Origin of the sequence: Solirubrobacter deserti (genome assembly GCF_027587175.1) — a bacterium.
GTDB classification, from domain to species: Bacteria; Actinomycetota; Thermoleophilia; order Solirubrobacterales; family Solirubrobacteraceae; genus Solirubrobacter; species Solirubrobacter deserti.
Genome location: NZ_JAPCID010000008.1, coordinates 1 through 17,405, shown reverse-complemented (window position 1 = coordinate 17,405; position 17,405 = coordinate 1). Strand labels below are relative to the sequence as shown.

The following is a 17,405-nucleotide window of genomic DNA, read 5'->3' as shown; positions in this document are numbered from 1 at the left end:
GGAATATGGATGAACAGCTCGCCTGGTACATCGGCGGGCCGGTGCTCGGGTTGTGCGTGGTCGCGCTGCGCTGGCTGCTCAACGAGCGGCTGGGAGCGACCCGGGCGTGGGCCGACGCCGTCGCGCTGCGCTTCGGCGGCGTGCACGCGTGGCTGCTGCTCGGGCTGATCGCCGGCGGTGTCGTGTTCGGGCTGGCCGGCGCGCCGGTGGACGGCTACGGCTGGCTGACGGACACGTTCACGGCCTGGGTGGTCGTCCCGATCCTCGTCGCCAGCGGCGTGCTGATCGGCTACGGCGCGCGGCTGGCCGGCGGGTGCACGTCGGGCAACGGGTTGAGCGGGAACGCGGCGCTCTCCCCCGCCGCGCTGGTCGCGACCGGGACGTTCTTCGGCACCGCGATCGTCGTCAGCTTCGCGATCGAGGCGTTGCTTTGAAGCGGCTCGCGGCGTTCGTGGTGGGTGCCGTCTTCGGCCTGACGCTGAGCTGGTCGGGCATGACGAACCCGGACGTGCTGCGCGACGGGCTGCTGTTCCGCGACGCGTACCTGATGCTGTTCTTCGCCTCCGCCCTGGGCACGGCCTTCGTCGGGCTGCGCGTGTTGAAGCTGCTGCAGGCGCGTGCGCTGCTGACGGGCGAGCCGGTGGCGTGGTCGACGGTGCGGCCGGAGAAGCGCCACGTGGTCGGCAGCGTGCTGTTCGGCGTCGGCTGGGCGGTCGCCGACGTGTGCCCGGGTCCGATCGCGGCCCAGCTCGGCCAGGGCATCCCGTGGGCGCTCGCGACGCTGGCCGGCCTGGTGCTGGGGTTCGCCCTGTTCAGCCGCCGTAGCGCCGCAGTCGCGGGTTAGCGCCCTCGGGGATCGTGTAGAAGGCGCGGCCGTCACGGCTCAACGCGAGCGTCTCGCCCTGGCCTTCGCCGGCCAGCTGCGCGTCCACGACGCACGGCTTGCGCTTGAACGCCTCGGCCAGCGACTCGCCGCGGTCACGCTCCCACACCCACGCGCTGCCGTAGCTGCGCAGGACGATCGTGCGCCCGTCCGCCGAGATGTCCCCGGCGGTGACCGCCTGCCCGAGCCCGAGGTCGAGCTGCGCGACCTTGCGCAGCTGGCCCGACCGGCGCGCGGTGTAGACGCCCGCGCTGCCGCCGAAGTCCTTGGTCACGATCGCGAGCTGCCCGGTGCGCGGGTCCACGAGCAGCGCCTCCGCGTCGTGCGCGCCGTCCGTGTACGCGAGGTTGATCCTGGTCGCCGGCCCGTCCGGCAGCGGGAACTGATAGACCTGCAGGTCGGGCCGCTGCCCGAGGTTGTCGCCGATGTCGCCCACGAACAACGTGTTGCCGCGGATCGCGATGTCCTCCCAGTCGTACGCGTTCGCGCCGGGAAGCGCGACCTCGCGCAGGAACGCGCCGTCGCGGTCGAGCTCGAACACGCGCGCCGAGTCGCCCGAGTCGTTGTGCGCCCAGAACGTGCCCGTGCGCGTGCGCACGAGCCCGGACAGCTCGGCGACCGCCGGGTTCCGGACCCGCCCGAGCACCGTGGCGGGCGCAGCCTCGCACAACGGCGCGACGGGCGCGGACTCGGCCGTCGGCGTGAGCGTCGGCGTCGGGGTGGGCGCGGACGCGCCCGTGCCGCCACACCCGGCGACGAGAACGGCAGCCGCCGCGGCGAGACGCTCAATCACGCCCCCGAGGCTAGCCGCGGGTCAGCCCGCCCCGACGCCCTGCGGCGGCGCCGGAAGGCCGCGGCGCGCGCCCTCGGCCACGAACTCGGCGAGCGTGGTCGCGCCGCCCGCGCCGGTCGGCACGCGCACGGACAGGGCGGCGTAGAGCGCGGCCCAGCGCAGCGTGTCGTCGACGCTCATGCCGACGGCCTCGCCCCACGCCCAGGCGGCGACGTAGAGGTCGCCGGCACCGGTGGTGTCCACCGAGTGGCCCACGTCGAAGCCTTCGACGGACGCGGCGCGGCCCTCGATCGAGGCCACGGCGCCGTCCGCGCCGAGCGAGACCACGACGAGCGGGACGCGCGCGCCGATCATCGCGGCGGCCTCCGCGGCCGTCTCCGCGCCGGTCAGCACCAGCGCCTCGCGCTGCTCGATGAACAGGCCGCGGACCTTGGAGACGCCGCCCGGGAGCCGGCCGGCGAAGGCGCGGGCGTCGTCGTCGCCGACGCTCACGTACGCCCGCGCGCCGTAGGGGACGACGTCCAGCTGGCTGAGGCCGACGATCACGGCGCCCGGGGACAGCGCGGCGATGTCGGCGGCGCGGGCGCGCACGCCCGGGTCGTAGGTGACCATCGCGCGCTCCTGGCCGATCGGCATCACGGCCGTGACCGGCGTGCGCGGGCAGCGCCGGCCGACGAGCTGGACGCCCTCGCGCTCGATCATCGGGCCGATCAGGTCGCCGGCCTCGTCGTCGCCCAGCGGCGCGGCGAGCGCCGTGGAGAGCCCGAGGCGCGCGGCGCCGATCGCGGTGATGGCCCCGCCGCCGGGTGTGCGCACGAGGTCGCCCGCGAAGCGCTCCTCCCCGAGTGCGGGCAGCCCTTCGAGACCCACGAAGGTGATGTCCAGGAAGGCCGGGACCGCTACGACGACATCGACGCTCATAAGAGCGCGAACTCTTTCAGGTTGCGCGGCGTCGAGCCAACCGACCGAGCGGCGACTGGTCGAGCGCCTCCCCCACGGTGCCCAAGGCGACACCGAGCTTGGCGCCCGCGCGTCCGAGCGCGCCGTCCTCCGCCGGCTCGATCGCCCGGTCCGGGTCCTGCGCCAGGGCCGCCGCGGCCGCCCGGCCACGGTCTTCGAGCGCGCGCAGCCGGTGCTCCCATCCGAGGTGCCACGCCTCCAGCTCGACGTCGCCGCGCGTGCGCGCCAGCCCGGCCAGATAGCCGAGCAGCGTCACCACGTGCTGGATGTCCAGCAGCGCCGACCGCAGCGCCTGGTTGCGCTCGAGCAGCACGTCGGCCAGCCGCCGCACACCCGCGAGCCCGGCGCCGCCGCCCTGCGCCGCCGGCCGGCCGCTGAGATCCACCCGCGCCTCGAGCTGGCGCAGCAGCTCGTCCGCGGCCGCGGCGCCGTCGCCCAGCACGGGCTCGTCGAGCCGGCGCTCCAGCTTCGCCCAATGGGTGCGCACCTGGCTCGCGGTCGCGTGCAGCTCGCGCAGCGCACGGTGCTCGGCCGGGAACAGGCCTTGCTCGGTCAGCTCGGGCATGTCGGCGAACCTACCCGCGGCCCCTTTTCCTAAAGAGGGACTGTCCCTCTTTAGGAAAGGCGGGTGGCCAGGGTGGCCAGGCGGGCGGGCGGCTCGGTCGCGAACACGAACCGCGTGTACTTGGCGGCCACGGAGTCGCCCCAGCCGGCCATGGGCGTCGCGGCGACGCCCGCGGCGAGGAACGCCTCGGGGGTCATGTCGGTCTCGACGAGCAACGACCAGCCGCCCGCCGGCTTGACGATCCTCCAGCCGGGCAGCGCGTCGAGGATGGTGTCGCGCCGCCGCTGGAGCTCGGCGACGCACTCAGCCACGTGGTCCTGCGGCCCGCGCAGGACGGCCTCCGCCGCGCGCCGCGCCACCGACACGGCGCCGGTCGTGTTGTAGACGTGCACCCAGCCCGCGTCGCTCACGACCGAGGCGGGCCCCGCGATCCAGCCCACGCGCCAGCCGATCATCCGGTAGGCCTTCGACATCGAGCCCGCGATCACGGTGCGCTCGGCCATGCCCTCGTGCTCGAGCGGGCCGCACAGCTCGCGGCCGTCGAACACGAGCGCCTCCATCGCGGCGTCGTAGAGCAGGAACAGGTCGTGCTCGAGGCACAGCCGCGCGACCTCGGCCCAGTCGGAGCGATCCAACACGCACCCGGACGGCATCGACGGGCTCATCATCAGCAGCGCGACCGTGCGCGGGGAGATCGCGGCGCGCAACGCGTCGTGGTCCAGCCGCCACTCGCCGCCGTCCACCACCAGCGGCGCGAAGACCGGCACGCCGCCCGCCAGCCGCACGCGGTTCACCAGCCCCGCGTAGATCGGGTCGGTGAGCACGACCTCGTCGCCCGGGTCGATCGTGGCCAGCAGGATGTCCAGCACCGCCTCGCAGCCGCCGCAGGTCACGACGATCTGCGAGCGCGGGTCGTACACGCGCCCGTGCCGCGCCGCGATGTGGTCGGAGATCGCGGCGCGCAGCCCGAGGTCGCCCGTGAACGGCAGCCACGAGTTCGACACGGGCTCCTCCAGCGCCGCGCGTGTCACCTCCACCGCCTCGGGCGGCAGCGGCAGGTCGGTGTCCAGGTTCTCCAGGCGCAGCACGTCGGCGCCCACCACCGCGTCGGCGACGCGGTCGATGCCGAACCCGGCCACATCCTGCATGCGCGCAGCGCGCTTCATCGCGACGACCTCCCGGTCAGGATCAGCAGTGTGCCCGAGGCGTCCTCGAGCGCTTCGTAGAGATGCGGGACCGAGCCCGAGTAGGACGCGTAGTCCCCCGGCCCGAGCTCCAGCAGCGCGTCCACCGGCCCGACCCGGACGCGCCCGGTGTGCAGGTGCAGCCGCTCCTCGACCCCGAACGGGTGCGGCGGCGCCTCGCGCCGCTCACCCGCCCGGAAGCGGATGGCGTACACCTCGCCGAACACGCCCGGCCGCTCGAAGCGGTCGATCAGGTGCGCGTGGATCGCGGCGCCCTCGACCAGCACGCCCTCTCCCGCACGCACGACCGTCGAGGCCGGCGGGGTCTCCAGCAGCGCCGCCAACGGGACCCCCAGCGCGTCGGCGAGCGCGTACAGCGTGTCCAGCGTCGGGTTGCCGTCGCCGCGCTCGAGCGCCGTGATCGTGTTGCGCGCGACGCCCGAGCGGCGCGCGAGCTCCAGCACCGACACGTCGCCACGCAGCGCCTTCAAGTTCATGCTGCCCATCATAATGGGCAGATGTGCTCAGCGCAATGACGCGATCCGCCAGGCGTCGTCGACGCGCTCGAGCTGCAGCGTGTCCCGCGACGGCGACTGCCCCTGCGCCGCGCTGTTGACCTCGGCGGTCGCACGGTCGTCATCGACCGTGATCTTCCCGATGGTCAGCGTCGGCGCGCGCACCTCACCCAGGCCCTGGCGCAGCGCGGCCTCGCACGGCAGCCCGGAGGACGCGACCTCCTCGACGAGCTTGGGCGACAGCAGCTCGTCGCACAGCCGCTGGTAGTCCTTGGCGGCGGTGGCGCGCCCGAAGGCCTCCACGGTGGTCTGTACCTGCTCTTGGTCCGACGGGCCCCCGCCGCACCCGCAGACGCCGATCGCGACGAGCAAAACGGCGACGAGCAGGCCACGCACCGGGCGGAGCATAGAATGGCGTCGCATGTCGACTGCAGGACCGATCGGATCGTGGCTGCGGTGCTACCGCTGCTGGTCACAGGACCTCGAGGTCCAGGTCCATTACGAGGGCATCCACCGGATCGACCCTGAATCCGGGCGCCGCGCCGAGGTCGTCGACGAGCTGCAGGAAGCCGTCGTCCAGTGCCTCGACTGCATGCACGACCAGCCGCACCTGGTCTTCCACAACGACCGCATCGAGCCGGTCGAGGACCGCTGGGAGCGGATGGTGGTGGGCACGCCCTGGGTGGCTTCCTGCACCGTGACCGTGGACGCGGAGTCCGTCGAGACGTGCTCGGGCCCGGAGGCCGCGGACGCGCTCGCCTACGCCGCGTTCGGCGACCACGGCACGCGCGAGTTCTTCACCCACGTCCGCTTCCACAAGCACGAGGACGAGCAGATCGTCGTCCACCTGCTGGTCGAGCTGTACGCGCGCTCGTCCGAGGAGGCGACCGGCGTCCTCGAGGACGCGGCGCGTGGGCAGCTGACGATCACCAGCCTCGCCGAGGAGTCGCGCCCACCCGCGGCCACGAGCGGGGACCACCCACATTGAGGTCTGGACATCCCCTCCGCCCCACCCCGATCATCCGACCTACACTGTCGCCATGAGCATGACTTGGGTTGCGATCTGCCTGCTGGCCGTGATTCTCGCGTTCACCGCGGGAGCCTGGGGCGCGGGCGGCGGTAACGACTAGCCGCTTCTCCCGTCATGCCGAGCTCGCGGTAGGTCGCCTCGGCCTGCGCCACGAGCTCGGTGGCGCGGTCCCCGCGCCGCTGCCGCAGCGCCGCGTGCTCGGCCCACGTGTGGGCGAGCCAGCCGCGCGCGCCCATGCGCTCGTTCATCGCCGCCGCCGCGCGGAAGTGCTCCTCCGCCTCGTCATAGCGCTCGAGCAGCGTGGCGAGGATGCCGAGCGGCCGCGCGGTCGAGTCCATCGCCATCTCCGGCACGGCCACCGCGTTGTGGTCCGCGTACGGCGCCAGCAGCTCGTACAGGCACGCGGCGCAAGCCGGGTCGTCGAGCCGCGCGCACGTCTCCGCCAGCAGGCAGATGCTGCAGAACCACTGCTCGTCGACGTGCCAGTCCGCCAGGTCGTGGCTGGTGATCTCAGCCACGAGCGGCGCCGCCTCCTCCAGGCGCCCGAGCCGCGCGTAGCCGTGCGCGAGCACGGAGCGATGCACGAGCGGTGACGGGAACGCGGGCTCGTCGTCGCGCACCTCGGCCAGGTACTCCTCCAGCCCGCCGCGCTCGCAGCACAGCAGGAAGCGCTGCAAGGTGCGCGCCGCCCCGGCGTTCCAGGCCAGCACGGGCTCGCCGATCTCCGCCGCGCGCCGGATCAGCTCCGGCGCCTCGTCGAAGCGCCCCTGGGCGAGCGCGAACGTCGCGTGCGCCGCGGCCAGCATCCACAGCTGCGCGGGCTGGCGCAGATCGTGCGCGCAGCGCGTCATCTCCAGCAGCTCGCGCCCCCGCCGCTCCGGGTCGCCGAGCTCCCAGGACGCCCAGAACGCGTGCTCGTGCCCGTCGAAGAGCCGCTCGCGGTCGCCGGCGACCGTCGCCAGCTCGACGATCTCGCCCGCGTTCGCCAGCCGCTGGCGCGCCGTGTGCGGCGCGTGCAGCGCCGACTCGGCGGCGGTCAGCGCGGACGCGATCGTGACCGGGTCGCCGATCCGGCGCGCCATCTCGATCGCCTCGCCCATCAGCACCTCGCGCCGCGCCCGCGTCGGGCCGTGGCGCAGCGCCGCGGCCAGGCGTGAGAGCAGCCGGACGCGCAGCGCGCTGTCCTGGCTGCCCACGGTCGCGACGCCCTCCTCCAGCAGCGGCACGAGCCGCTCGTCGGTGAGTCCGTGGCTCCACAGGAAGCGCCCGCCGTACCCGGCGGCGGCGCGCGCGAACAGCTCCGCCTCCCCCGCCGTGCGGGCCAGCTCGGTGGCGCGCAGGAACGTCGCCTTCGCGCGCACGTCGTCGCCCTGGCGGCCCTGCGCGTCCCCGAGCGCGAGCAGCAGCCGGCAGTGCTCGACGGGCGTCGCGTTGTGCAGCGCGGCGAGCCCGATCTCGTACAGGCGCACCGCCTCCTCGTAGGCGTGCAGCGCGACGGCGCGGGCGCCCGCGCGGGACGCGTACTCGACCGCCTCCGGCGCGCCCCCGAGGAAGAAGTGGTGGGCGACCTCGGCCAGGTGCGGCTCCAGGTCGCCCTGGTGGACGGCCTCCAGCGCCGCCCCCACGCGGCGGTGCAGCTCCAGCCGCCGCGCCCGCGCCAGCGAGCGGTAGGCGGCGTCGCGGATCAGCGCGTGCGCGAAGCGCATACGCCCGATCGAGCCCGGCACGTCGGAGACGACCCGGGCCTGCATCGCCTCGTCGAGCAGCTCGAGCACGCTGCCGCGGTCGTGCCCGCTGACGCGCGCGAGCACGGTCAAGTCGAACTCGCGGCCGAGCACCGACGCGTACAGCAGGAGCTCGTTGCACTCGTCGGAGAGATGGCGCAGCCGGCGGCCGATCGTGTCGCGGATGCTGTGCGGGATCGTCACCCGGCCCTCCTTGCCGAGCAGGCGGACGATCTCGCCGACGAACAGCGGGTTGCCCTCGGTCTCGGCGTGGACCGCGGCGACGAGCTCGGGCGGCGCGGAGGCGGGCTCCAGGAACTGGGCGACGTCGGCCTGGGACAGGCCGGTCAGCGGCAGCGAACGCGTGAGGGGCTCGCGCGTGAGCTCGGCCACGGCACGCTGGAGCGGCTCGGAGACCGTCGGGTCGACGTCGCGGAAGGCGCCGACGATCAGCACGCGGCTGTGCCCCAGCTCGCGCGCGACGAACCGCAGCAGCAGCAGGGACGGCTCGTCGGCGGCGTGCAGGTCGTCGAGCACGAGCACGAGCGGTTGGGCGGCCGCCAGGCTGTGCAGGAACGCCGTCAGCGAGTCGAACAGCCGGAAGCGCGCGCCTTCGGACTCGACGGCGGGCGCCGGCGGCAGGTCCGGGAGCACCGTCCGCAGCTCCGGCAGCAGCTGGGCGACGTCGACCGCGCCGGGGCCGAGCTGGGCCCGCAAGGTGTCGGGGTCAGCCCGGCGCACATACCCGCGCAACGACTGCACCCACGGCCAGTACGCCGGCGCGCCGCCCGCCTCCCAGCAGCGGCCGACGAGCACCTGCGCGCCGCGCGAGCGCGCCTGCGCGCTCAGCTCCTCCGCGAGCCGGCTCTTGCCGATCCCCGGCTCCCCCACGAGCAGGAACAGGCGCCCCTGGCCCGCGACGGCGTCGTCGAGCCCGGCGATCAGCGCGCCCAGCTCGCGCTCGCGGCCGACGAACGCGCCCGCGAGGACCTCCGCCGCGGGCACGGGCGTGACCGGGGCGAGATCCAGCCGCGGGTCCTGTGTGAGGATCGCCCGCTCGAGCTCGCGCAGCCGCTCCCCCGGCTCGATGCCGAGCTCGTCCGCGAGCCTGCGGCGCGCGTCGCGGTAGGCGGCGAGCGCGTCGGCCTGTCGGTCGCAGCGGTAGAGCGCGAGCATCAGCTGCGCGCGGAAGCGCTCGCGGTACGGGTGCTCGGCGACGAGGCGTTCGAGCCGCTCCAGCAGGTGCGCGTGCTGCCCCAGCGCGAGCTCCGCCTCCGTGAGCTGCTCGAGCGCCGTGACGCGCAGGTCCTCGAGGCGCGACCGCTCGCGCTCGGCGAAGCGCTCGTCGGCGAGGTCGGCGAGCGGCGTGCCCCGCCACAACGAGAGCGCGCTGTCGAGCGTGGCGGCGGCGCGGCCGGGCTGCCCGGCCGCGAGCTCGGCGCGTCCCTCGGCGATCATCCGCTCGAAGCGGTGGGCGTCCAGGCGCTCGCGGTCGAGCCGCAGCGCGTACCCGGGCTCTCGCGTGGCGATCATCGCCGGGTCCTTCAGCGCGCGGCGCAGGCGCGAGATGTAGACCTGCACGGTCTTGGCGGCGGTGGGCGGCGGCGCGTCGCCCCACAGCTCGTCGATCAGGCGATCGGCGCTGAGCGTCTCGTTCGCGTGCAGCAGCAGCACGGCCAGCAGCGCGCGCTGCCGAGCGCCGCCCAGGGTCACGACGCCGTCGGCGTCGAGCACCTCCAGCGGTCCGAGGATGCGGAATTCGTGGTCCAGTGACGCGACCGTACACGACGCGCTGTTACCGCGCTGAAACCGGCCCCCGGGACCATGCGCGCTCCTCCCCTTTCCTCCCCAGGAGCCAACCAGTGACAATCATCCCCCAGGCCATCGATCTCGCCACGGTCAAGTCGCGTCAGCAGGCCATGTGGGCCAGCGGCGACTTCGGCGTGATCGCTGCTCTGATCCATATCGTCGCCGAGCTGCTGGTCGACAGCGCGGACCTGATCGCCGGGTCACGCGTGCTTGACGTAGCGGGCGGCACCGGCAACGCGGCGATCGCCGCCGCGCGCTGCGGCTGTGACGTCACGTGCACGGACTACGTCCCGGAGTTGCTCGAGCGCGGCCGCGAGCGGGCGCGCGCGGAGCGCCTGAACATCGAGTTCGCCGAGGCCGACGCCGAGGCGCTGCCGTACGGGGACGGCGAGTTCGACGCCGTCATCTCGACCTTCGGCGCGATGTTCGCGCCCGACCAGGCCAAGGCGGCGTCCGAGCTCGTCCGCACGACGCGCCCCGGCGGCCTGATCGCGCTCGCCTCGTGGACGCCGGAGGGCTTCCTCGGTGAGCTGTTCCGCACGACGGCCGGGCACGTCCCGCCGCCCCCGGGTGTCGCCTCCCCGCTGCGCTGGGGCACCGAGGCCGGCATCACGGAGTTGCTGGGCGACGACGTGGAGCTCGTCAGCACGCGCCGGCGCACGTTCACGTGGCGCTTCCGCCGCCCCGCGGAGTTCATCTACACGCTGCGCGAGTGGTACGGCCCGACCGTCAAGGCGTTCGAGGCCGTCGGGCCCGCGGGCGCCGCCGCGCTCGAGCATGACCTGATCGAGGTCGTCAAGCGCGCGGCCCGCAATCGCGACGGGGCCATCGCCGTGCCGGCCGAGTACCTCGAGGTCGTGGCGGTGAAGCGGTGAAGCGCGCCATGCTGGCGTTCTGCATGGCGGTGATCGCCGCCCTCGCCATCTCGGAGGCGGCGCGCGCCGACACGGTCACGGACTGGAACGTCAACGCCGTCTCGGCCCTGGTCGGGACCGCGGCCCAGTCCCCCACCGTCTCGACCGTGCACCTCTCGATGGTCCACGGCGCCGTCTTCGACGCCGTCAACTCGATCGACGGCCGCTACGAGCCGTACGTCGTCGACGTCCGCGCGCGGGACTGGTACTCGCGCGACGCCGCGGCGGCCACGGCCGCGTACAAGGTGCTGCTGGCCCTGGTGCCCGCCCAGGCCCCGACGCTCGGCGCGCAGTACGAGGCGTCGATGGGCGCGATCCCGGCCGGCCCGGCGCGGGACGGCGGCGCGCGTGTCGGCGCGATCGCGGCGGCGGCGATGCTGCAGGACCGCGACGGCGACGGCCGCTACGGCACGTACCGCTTCCCGGCGCCAGCGTCGTCCTCGGACCCGTGGCCGGTCGGGCAGTGGCGGCCGGTGCTGCCCGCGTTCGGCAACGATCCGGGCGCGTGGGTCAAGGACGTGCGGCCGTTCCTGGTCGAGGACCCGAAGCGGTTCGCGCGCTCGGCGCCGCACCCGCTCACGAGCCGCGCCTACGCGCGCGAGCTCGCCGAGGTCAAGGCCGTCGGCGCGCTCGACTCGACCGTGCGCACGGCCGACCAGACCGATCAGGCGCGCTTCTGGGCCGAGGGGCCGCAGCCGTTCACGCGCGCCGCGCGCGTGCTCGCGGCCGAGCGCCGGCTGCGTGACGTGGACACCGCGCGTATGTTCGCGATGCTGTACATGACCGCCGCCGACACCGCGATCGCGACCTGGAACGGGAAGGCCAAGTACACGTTTTGGCGGCCGATCACGGCCATCCGCGGCGCGGCCGACGACGGCAACGCCATGACCGAGCCGGACGCCGGCTGGCTGCCGCTGATCAACACGCCCGCCTACCCGGAGCACCCTTCCGGGCTGTCCTCGCTCGGCGCCGCCATGGCGGTCTCGCTGGAGCGGGTGTTCGGGCACCGCGCGCGGTTCACGATGAACAGCACGACGTCCGGCACCACGCGTGACTATCGCGGCTTCGCGCAGGCCGTGGACGAGATCGTCGACGCGCGGGTGTTCTCCGGCATCCACTTCCGCAAGGCGGATGAGGACGGCGCGCAGATCGGCGTCGAGGTCGCCCGCGAAGGGCTCGCGCGCCACTTCGAGCGCGACTTCTAGGTGAGCTGGGCCGCCCCGCCACGCGCGGGGCGGTCCGTCACTGGTTCCACTTGTCGGCCGTCACCTGGCCATGCCGGCTGTTCTTGGCGCGCGGGTCGTTGACGTCCTGGCTGGGGTTCTGATCGCTGGACGGCGGCGCGTCGGGATTCTGGTCGGCGGCCTGCTGGGCCTGCTCGTTCTTGCGCTCGACGGCCTCTTTGAAGCGTGCGTCGGTTTCCTTGTCCATGACCTCGGGCTACCCACCGATGAGTTCTCGCGACCGTGGGAGTCTTGGCGGCATGGCGAAAGAGTTCGACGCCCGGCTCAGCAAGGGCGACAACCCAGGCGCGTGGACGCACCGGCTGCCGGTGCGCGCGCAGCTGCGCAAGTCGATCGGCAAGCAGGCGGGCGACAGCGTCCACGTGCGCATCGACGAGCGGATCGGCTGACATGTCCACCACCCTGATGGTCGACTTCATCATCTCGCTCGACGGCTACGCCGGCGCCGAGGGCTGGCCCGGGTTCTGGGGCATGGAAGGGCCGGAGTACCTCGCGTTCATCGACTCCGACGCCGAGAAGCAGCACGTCACGCTGATGGGCGCCAACACCTACCGGCTGATGTCCGGGTTCGCCGCCGACATGGCCGACGATCCGGGCATGGTCGCGATGACCGCGATGCCCAAGGTCGTGTTCTCCTCGACGCTGAAGGCGCCGCTCGACTGGGCCAACACGGAGCTGATCGACGGGGACGCGGTCGAGGCCGTGCGGGGACTGAAGGCGCGCGAGTCGCGGCCGCTGCGCACGCTCGGCAGCGTCACGCTCTGCCGGGCGCTGCTCGCGGCGGGCCTGGTCGACCGCTACCGCGTCGTCGTGTTCCCGGTCATCACCGGCGTCACCGGCAGCCACCGCATCTTCGACGGCCTCCCCGACGTGGCGCTGGAGCTGGCCGACAGCCGCCTGTTCGACGGCCGCCTGCAGTTGCTCGAGTACGTGCCGACGGTGCTGGACGGCCCGCCCGGCGCGTGATCAGCGGCGGGTGTGCTCGACTTCCCGGCCGGTGGCGACGACGACGTCGGTGACCAGGCTCGGCGCGAACAGGCCGTGGGCGATCAGGCCGGGCTCGGCGTCCAGCCGCTGAGCCAGCGCGGCGGGGTCGTCCACGGGCCCCGTCCAGTCGGCGATCACGCCGCCGTCCGGGCTGGCCGCGCCGCCGCGCGGGACGGCGTATTGAAGGCGGGCGAGCGTGGAGGCCAGCCCGAACGGGTGCAGCTCCAGCGGGACGGGCGCCGTGAGCCGCGGCACGGGCTTCTCGTGCGAGGCGATCACCACGAACCGCCGTGCCGCCGCCGCGACGATCTTCTCGCGCGTGTGCGCGCGGCCACCGCCCTTGATCAGCCACGGCCCGGGCGCGATCTGGTCCGCGCCGTCGATCGCGATGTCCAGCTCGGTCAGCGTGTCGAACGGCTTGACGACGAGCCCGGCGGCCGCCGCCGCGCGCGCCGTCGCCTCCGAGGTCGCGACGCACCGCAGCCGCAGCCCCGTGGCCGCGAGCAGCGGGATCAGCGGCGCGACCGTGGAGCCCGTGCCGAGCCCGACGCGCATCCCGCCCTCCACCAGGCCGGCCGCGTGCGCGGCGGCCGCGTGTCGTTCCGTCTCACCCAGCGTCACCGTCGCCCACTCTAGGGTCTGGGCATGGTCACCGTCGCCGACGCCGGCGCGCCGGGCATCCTGGCGTTCGTCATCTCCGAGCGGCTCACGCGCGCCGACTACCAGGACGTCCTGCTCCCGCCGATCGCCGCGCGGATCGAGCGCGGCGAGGACCTGCGCGCGCTGGCCGTGATCGAGGACTTCCACGGGCTGGAATCGGCCGGGCTCGTGACCGAGCTCAAAGCGGCCGCGAGGCTCGGCTCCGGGCAGCGCTCGATCGCGATCGCGATCGCCGTGGTGAGCGACATCGACTGGGTCCGCCGCAGCCTCTCGCTGTTCGGGTGGCTCGTGCCGGGCGAGGTGCGCGTGTTCACGGGCGAGCAGCGCGCCGCCGCGGAGGCGTGGCTCGCGGGCGTCTGAGGAAGAGAGGCCGCCGCGCTGGTCAGGCGCGGCGGCGGTGCTGCAGGGCCGGCGGGTGTCGGGGGGAGGTAAGGACTGCCCGGGGGCCTTCGGTTCAGCGAGGGGGTCAGCCTCTGTGGGACCTACCTTGCCGATCGCCCGGCGCCTGTCCTATCGCCCGCGGGGGTGAACCGGATCACCCACGCGGTCCGGTGCGGGGGTCGGCAGGGCATACTCGACCCAGGACCAGCGGATGCGAGGACGGGTGCGGGCGTGAGGTGGCAGTGGCTGGTGATCGCGACGATCGCGTTGCTCGGCGCGGCGGGCGGCGTGTACTTCGGCAACCGGGAGGCGCCGGACGAGGTCGGCGTCGCGGCCTCGCTCGGCCTGGCCGGCCTCGGGCTCGGCGGCCTGGTCGGGGTGCTCGTGAGCGGCTGGTGGAAGCCGCCGCGCAAGCCGCCGGCGGCTGCGGAGCCGAGCGAGCCGTCCACCACGACGGAGTTCACCGCGCACGCCGAGAGCGAGCCGGAGGAGGCGGCGCCGGCCGCCCACGAGGCCGCGCTGGTCGACCATCCGCCGCCGCCTCCGCCGCCCGACAGCGGCGAGCCCGGGTGGTACAAGGACCAGGAGGGCGTGCGTCGCTACTGGGACGGCGAGCGCTGGACGGAGATCGTCTGGCGCGAGCGGCGCACCCGTACCAAGGGCCGCTGATTTCCATACGCCGGCGATATGCCGGCCTGCCTAGGCTTCGGGTGTGCGCGTGCTGATCGTCGAGGACGAGCCGTATCTGGCTGAAGCCGTCCGTGACGGCCTGCGGCTGGAGGCGATCGCCGCCGACATCGCCGGCGACGGCAACGCCGCGCTCGAACTGCTCAGCATCAACTCGTACGACCTCGCGGTGCTCGACCGTGACATCCCCGGCCCGTCCGGGGACGAGATCGCGCGGCGGATCGTCGCGTCCGGCAGCGGCATCCCGATCCTGATGCTCACCGCGGCCGACCGGCTCGACGACAAGGTGACCGGGTTCGAGCTCGGCGCCGACGACTACCTGACCAAGCCGTTCGAGCTGCGTGAGCTGGTCCTGCGCCTGCGTGCGCTCGACCGCCGCCGCGCGCACGCCCGGCCCCCGGTGCGCGAGATCGCGGGTCTGCGGCTGGACCCGTTCCGGCGCGAGGTCTTCCGCGACGGGCGCTATGTGGCGCTCACCCGCAAGCAGTTCGCCGTGCTGGAGGTGCTCGTCGCCGCGGAGGGCGGGGTCGTCAGTGCCGAGGAGCTGCTCGAGCGGGCGTGGGACGAGAACGCGAACCCGTTCACCAACGCCGTCCGCATCACCGTCTCCGCCCTGCGCAAGCGCCTGGGCGAGCCGTGGCTGATCGCCACGGTGCCCGGCGTCGGCTACCGCATCGACACGGGCGCCGCCAGCCCCGATGCCTAGGCGCGCCGGGCTCAGCGCTCGGCTGAAGCTCACGCTCAGCTACGCCGGGGTGATCGTCGTCTCCGGCACGCTGCTGCTGGCCGTCGTGTGGGTGTTCCTGCTGCGCTACGTGCCCGAGACCGCGCCCATATCGGGCGGCGACGGGTTCCGCGCGCCCCGGTGGTTCACGCCCAGCCGCTCGGACCTGCAGGAGGCGTTCGCGCCCAAGGCGGCGCTCGCGCTCGGGTTCCTGCTCGTGCTCGGGCTCGCGGGCGGGTGGCTGCTCGCCGGCCGGATGCTCGCGCCGCTGACGCGGATCGGCGACGCGGCTCGGCTGGCGGCGCGCGGGTCGCTGTCGCACCGGGTCCGGCTGGAAGGCCCGAAGGACGAGTTCCGCGAGCTTGCGGACGTCTTCGACACGATGCTCGAGCAGCTCGAGTCGCACGTCGACGAGCAGCGGCGGTTCGCCGCGAACGCCTCGCACGAGCTGCGCACGCCGCTGGCCATCTCGCAGACGCTGCTCGACGTCGCCCGCAGCGACCCGACGCGCGACCAGCGCGAGCTGATCGAGCGCCTGCACACGGTCAACACGCGGGCGATCGAGGTCACCGAGGCGCTGCTGCTGCTCAGCCGCGGCAACGGCCGCAACTTCACCCGCGAGGCGGTCGATCTCTCCCTGCTCGCCGAAGAGGCGGCCGAGACGCTGCTGGCCCTGGCCGAGGCGCGCGCGATCACGCTCGAGGTCACCGGTGAGAAGGCACAGACGGTCGGCTCCACGGCGCTGCTGGCGCGGATGGTGACGAACCTGGTCCAGAACGCGATCGTCCACAACCTCGCCTCGCGCGGCACGGTGACGGTGCACACCGAGGCGCGGGCGGACGCGAGCGTGCTGCGCGTGGAGAACACGGGCCACCCGCTCCCGCCCGGGCTGGTCGCGACGCTCACCGAGCCGTTCCAGCGCGGTACCGAGCGCATCCGCACCGACGAGCACGCGGGCGTCGGGCTCGGGCTGGCCATCGTGCAGAGCATCGTCCGCGCCCACGACGGGGCGCTCGAGCTCGCGCCCCGGTCCGGCGGCGGCCTCGTCGTCAGCGTGTCACTGCCGCGCGGCGGTCACGCCGCCTCCTGGAAGTCCGAGGAGCGGGGATCGAGCGGGAGCTCGCCCGAGGCCCAGTAGAACGGGTCGACCGTCTTGTCCCCCAGCAGCTGGCGGCGGATGCGGGGCAGGTTCGCCCACTCCGGCACGTCCTCGAACGGCGTGTCGCGCGAGGTCAGCCAGCGGTAGCTGTAGGCCATGAACAGCGCGCGGCGGACGCGCTCGCCGAGGTTGTCGCGCCGGCGGTGCCAGACCCGGGCGTCGAACACCGCGACCGTGCCGGCGGGGCCGAGGATCGGCACGCCGTCGGGCTGGTCCTCGGTCGGGTAGCGCGAGGTCGTGTCCAGGTGGCTGCGCGGCACCACCTCCAGCGCGCCGTCATCGGGCGAGTCGACGTCGGTCAGATAGACCGCGACCTTGAGGGTGACGCGCGGCTGGTCGCGCCACAGCAGCCGCATGTCGCGGCCCATCAGGCCGTTGTCACGATGCCAGCGGTGCGCGCCCGTGGGCGCGTGCGGCGGATGCACGTCGAGGTGCGAGTGGTTGACGTACACGTTCGGTGAGAGCAGCTCCACCGCGAGCGCCAGCAGCGGCGGCCAGTCCACGATGGCGGCCAGGTCGGGATGCTGCGCCAGGCCGGACAGCAGGTGCAGCGGCTGCGGTGTGTCGGAGGTGCGAGCGGCGACTTCGTCGACTGCGTGCAGCAGCCTGCGGGCCAGCGGCCGGTCGAGCTGACCGACCACGGCCCAGCCTTCGTTCGCCACCGTCGTCGCCACCGCCGAGTTGAGGGAGGTCATGGCCTGCACTCAAACGTCCTCGGCGTTGCCGTCGCGTATGCCGATTTCGATACGCGGGCGATACGCGCTACGGCGCCTGGTCGATGCCGGCGATGACGATCACCGGCGCCCCGGGCGCGAGCGCACGGCCGTCGGCGCCGACCGGTTCGCGCCGGCTGATCCCGAGCGTGCGCCCGACCGCCTCGGCCTCCGCTCGATGGCCGGGCGCGTACTGCACGACTGAAGTGGTGCGCTGCTGGTCGGAGAACGTGTCAATGCCGCCTTCGGTGAAGCCGGCGGCGGCGAGCTCGCCGCTGAGCGCGGCGGCGAGCCCGGGCACGGTCGTGCCGTTCAGGACGGCGACCGTCACGTCGGCGGGCTCAACCGTGGCGACGGGCGTGGGCGTCGGCGTGGGCGTCGGCGTCGCGCGGGCGCGCCCGCTGCCGCCGCTCGGCCGCAGCGCCCCGTACGCCGCGGCGCCGCCGACCGCGAGCGCGGCGAAGAGCGCGATC

22 protein-coding genes are annotated in these 17,405 nt (G+C 74.0%); 11 read left to right on the top strand and 11 right to left on the bottom strand.

Annotated features, from left to right (window positions below; translation table 11 throughout):
- The first annotated feature begins 5 nt into the window (after positions 1–5).
- Both OJ962_RS06565 and OJ962_RS06560 read left to right on the top strand, forming a co-directional pair.
- On the top strand, positions 6–434 hold the full coding sequence (locus OJ962_RS06565) for a YeeE/YedE family protein (protein WP_202957182.1): 429 nt from the start codon (positions 6–8) through the stop codon (positions 432–434).
- Positions 431–844, top strand: coding sequence for a DUF6691 family protein (locus OJ962_RS06560; RefSeq protein WP_202957183.1), 414 nt, complete (start codon positions 431–433; stop codon positions 842–844). The genes OJ962_RS06565 and OJ962_RS06560 overlap by 4 nt, the downstream gene beginning before the upstream one ends.
- Here the strand turns inward: OJ962_RS06560 and OJ962_RS06555 are convergent.
- Genes OJ962_RS06555 through OJ962_RS06530 form a run of 6 tightly spaced genes read right to left on the bottom strand, consistent with a single transcriptional unit; the run spans position 813 to position 5,296 of the window.
- Entirely contained in the window at positions 813–1,676 is an 864-nt protein-coding gene (locus OJ962_RS06555; RefSeq protein WP_202957184.1) for an SdiA-regulated/phytase-like domain-containing protein, read from the bottom strand. The genes OJ962_RS06560 and OJ962_RS06555 overlap by 32 nt on opposite strands.
- Positions 1,677–1,697: 21 nt before the next feature.
- Positions 1,698–2,597: a carbohydrate kinase family protein gene (locus OJ962_RS06550; protein WP_202957185.1), complete on the bottom strand. Its 900-nt coding sequence runs from the start codon at positions 2,595–2,597 to the stop codon at positions 1,698–1,700.
- Between the two features lie 16 nt (positions 2,598–2,613).
- Complete coding sequence (locus OJ962_RS06545; RefSeq protein ID WP_202957186.1) at positions 2,614–3,201, bottom strand: hypothetical protein; 588 nt, start codon at positions 3,199–3,201, stop codon at positions 2,614–2,616.
- Positions 3,202–3,251: 50 nt separating this feature from the next.
- Positions 3,252–4,367 (bottom strand): pyridoxal phosphate-dependent aminotransferase, encoded by a 1,116-nt coding sequence (locus OJ962_RS06540; protein ID WP_202957187.1) that lies wholly within the window; start codon positions 4,365–4,367, stop codon positions 3,252–3,254.
- Positions 4,364–4,882 (bottom strand): helix-turn-helix domain-containing protein, encoded by a 519-nt coding sequence (locus OJ962_RS06535; RefSeq protein WP_202957188.1) that lies wholly within the window; start codon positions 4,880–4,882, stop codon positions 4,364–4,366. Before OJ962_RS06535 ends, OJ962_RS06540 begins: the two co-directional genes overlap by 4 nt.
- A 27-nt stretch (positions 4,883–4,909) precedes the next feature.
- Positions 4,910–5,296 carry an Rv0361 family membrane protein gene (locus OJ962_RS06530; RefSeq protein ID WP_202957189.1) on the bottom strand — a complete coding sequence of 129 codons (387 nt, stop codon included), beginning with the start codon at positions 5,294–5,296 and terminating at the stop codon, positions 4,910–4,912.
- A gap of 25 nt (positions 5,297–5,321) precedes the next feature.
- On the opposite strand from OJ962_RS06530, the gene OJ962_RS06525 reads away from it, so the two are divergent.
- Complete coding sequence (locus OJ962_RS06525; protein ID WP_202957190.1) at positions 5,322–5,888, top strand: hypothetical protein; 567 nt, start codon at positions 5,322–5,324, stop codon at positions 5,886–5,888.
- Positions 5,889–5,989: 101 nt separating this feature from the next.
- Here OJ962_RS06525 and OJ962_RS06520 read toward each other — a convergent pair whose 3' ends face one another.
- Entirely contained in the window at positions 5,990–9,388 is a 3,399-nt protein-coding gene (locus OJ962_RS06520) for an AfsR/SARP family transcriptional regulator (RefSeq protein ID WP_202957191.1), read from the bottom strand.
- A gap of 137 nt (positions 9,389–9,525) precedes the next feature.
- Between OJ962_RS06520 and OJ962_RS06515 the strand changes: the two genes are divergently transcribed.
- On the top strand, positions 9,526–10,338 hold the full coding sequence (locus tag OJ962_RS06515; RefSeq protein WP_407697500.1) for a class I SAM-dependent methyltransferase: 813 nt from the start codon (positions 9,526–9,528) through the stop codon (positions 10,336–10,338).
- Positions 10,335–11,582: a vanadium-dependent haloperoxidase gene (locus OJ962_RS06510; protein ID WP_202957193.1), complete on the top strand. Its 1,248-nt coding sequence runs from the start codon at positions 10,335–10,337 to the stop codon at positions 11,580–11,582. Before OJ962_RS06515 ends, OJ962_RS06510 begins: the two co-directional genes overlap by 4 nt.
- Positions 11,583–11,619: 37 nt before the next feature.
- On the opposite strand, the gene OJ962_RS06505 is transcribed toward OJ962_RS06510, so the two are convergent.
- Entirely contained in the window at positions 11,620–11,808 is a 189-nt protein-coding gene (locus OJ962_RS06505) for a hypothetical protein (RefSeq protein ID WP_202957194.1), read from the bottom strand.
- A gap of 52 nt (positions 11,809–11,860) precedes the next feature.
- Here OJ962_RS06505 and OJ962_RS06500 point away from each other — a divergent pair, with 52 nt between their 5' ends.
- Positions 11,861–12,010: a DUF1905 domain-containing protein gene (locus OJ962_RS06500; protein WP_202957195.1), complete on the top strand. Its 150-nt coding sequence runs from the start codon at positions 11,861–11,863 to the stop codon at positions 12,008–12,010.
- Between the two features lies 1 nt (position 12,011).
- Complete coding sequence (locus OJ962_RS06495) at positions 12,012–12,587, top strand: dihydrofolate reductase family protein (RefSeq protein WP_202957196.1); 576 nt, start codon at positions 12,012–12,014, stop codon at positions 12,585–12,587.
- Here the strand turns inward: OJ962_RS06495 and rpiA are convergent, their stop codons facing one another.
- The gene (rpiA, locus tag OJ962_RS06490; protein WP_202957197.1) at positions 12,588–13,229 is read right to left on the bottom strand and encodes a ribose 5-phosphate isomerase A; all 642 of its coding nucleotides are present in this window, start codon (positions 13,227–13,229) and stop codon (positions 12,588–12,590) included.
- 24 nt (positions 13,230–13,253) lie between these two features.
- Here rpiA and OJ962_RS06485 point away from each other — a divergent pair, with 24 nt between their 5' ends.
- From OJ962_RS06485 to OJ962_RS06470, 4 genes are all read left to right on the top strand, one after another.
- Complete coding sequence (locus OJ962_RS06485; protein WP_202957198.1) at positions 13,254–13,628, top strand: SpoIIAA family protein; 375 nt, start codon at positions 13,254–13,256, stop codon at positions 13,626–13,628.
- Positions 13,629–13,880: 252 nt separating this feature from the next.
- Positions 13,881–14,318: a DUF2510 domain-containing protein gene (locus OJ962_RS06480; protein ID WP_202957199.1), complete on the top strand. Its 438-nt coding sequence runs from the start codon at positions 13,881–13,883 to the stop codon at positions 14,316–14,318.
- 43 nt (positions 14,319–14,361) lie between these two features.
- Positions 14,362–15,042, top strand: coding sequence for a response regulator transcription factor (locus tag OJ962_RS06475; protein WP_202957200.1), 681 nt, complete (start codon positions 14,362–14,364; stop codon positions 15,040–15,042).
- Positions 15,035–16,198 (top strand): sensor histidine kinase, encoded by a 1,164-nt coding sequence (locus OJ962_RS06470; protein WP_202957201.1) that lies wholly within the window; start codon positions 15,035–15,037, stop codon positions 16,196–16,198. The genes OJ962_RS06475 and OJ962_RS06470 overlap by 8 nt, the downstream gene beginning before the upstream one ends.
- Here the strand turns inward: OJ962_RS06470 and OJ962_RS06465 are convergent.
- Positions 16,135–16,914 (bottom strand): phytanoyl-CoA dioxygenase family protein, encoded by a 780-nt coding sequence (locus OJ962_RS06465; protein ID WP_202957202.1) that lies wholly within the window; start codon positions 16,912–16,914, stop codon positions 16,135–16,137. The two genes, OJ962_RS06470 and OJ962_RS06465, sit on opposite strands and share 64 nt — an antisense overlap.
- A gap of 67 nt (positions 16,915–16,981) precedes the next feature.
- Positions 16,982–17,405 (bottom strand): LytR C-terminal domain-containing protein (locus OJ962_RS06460; RefSeq protein WP_270006248.1); only part of this gene is annotated, 424 nt, incomplete at its 5' end.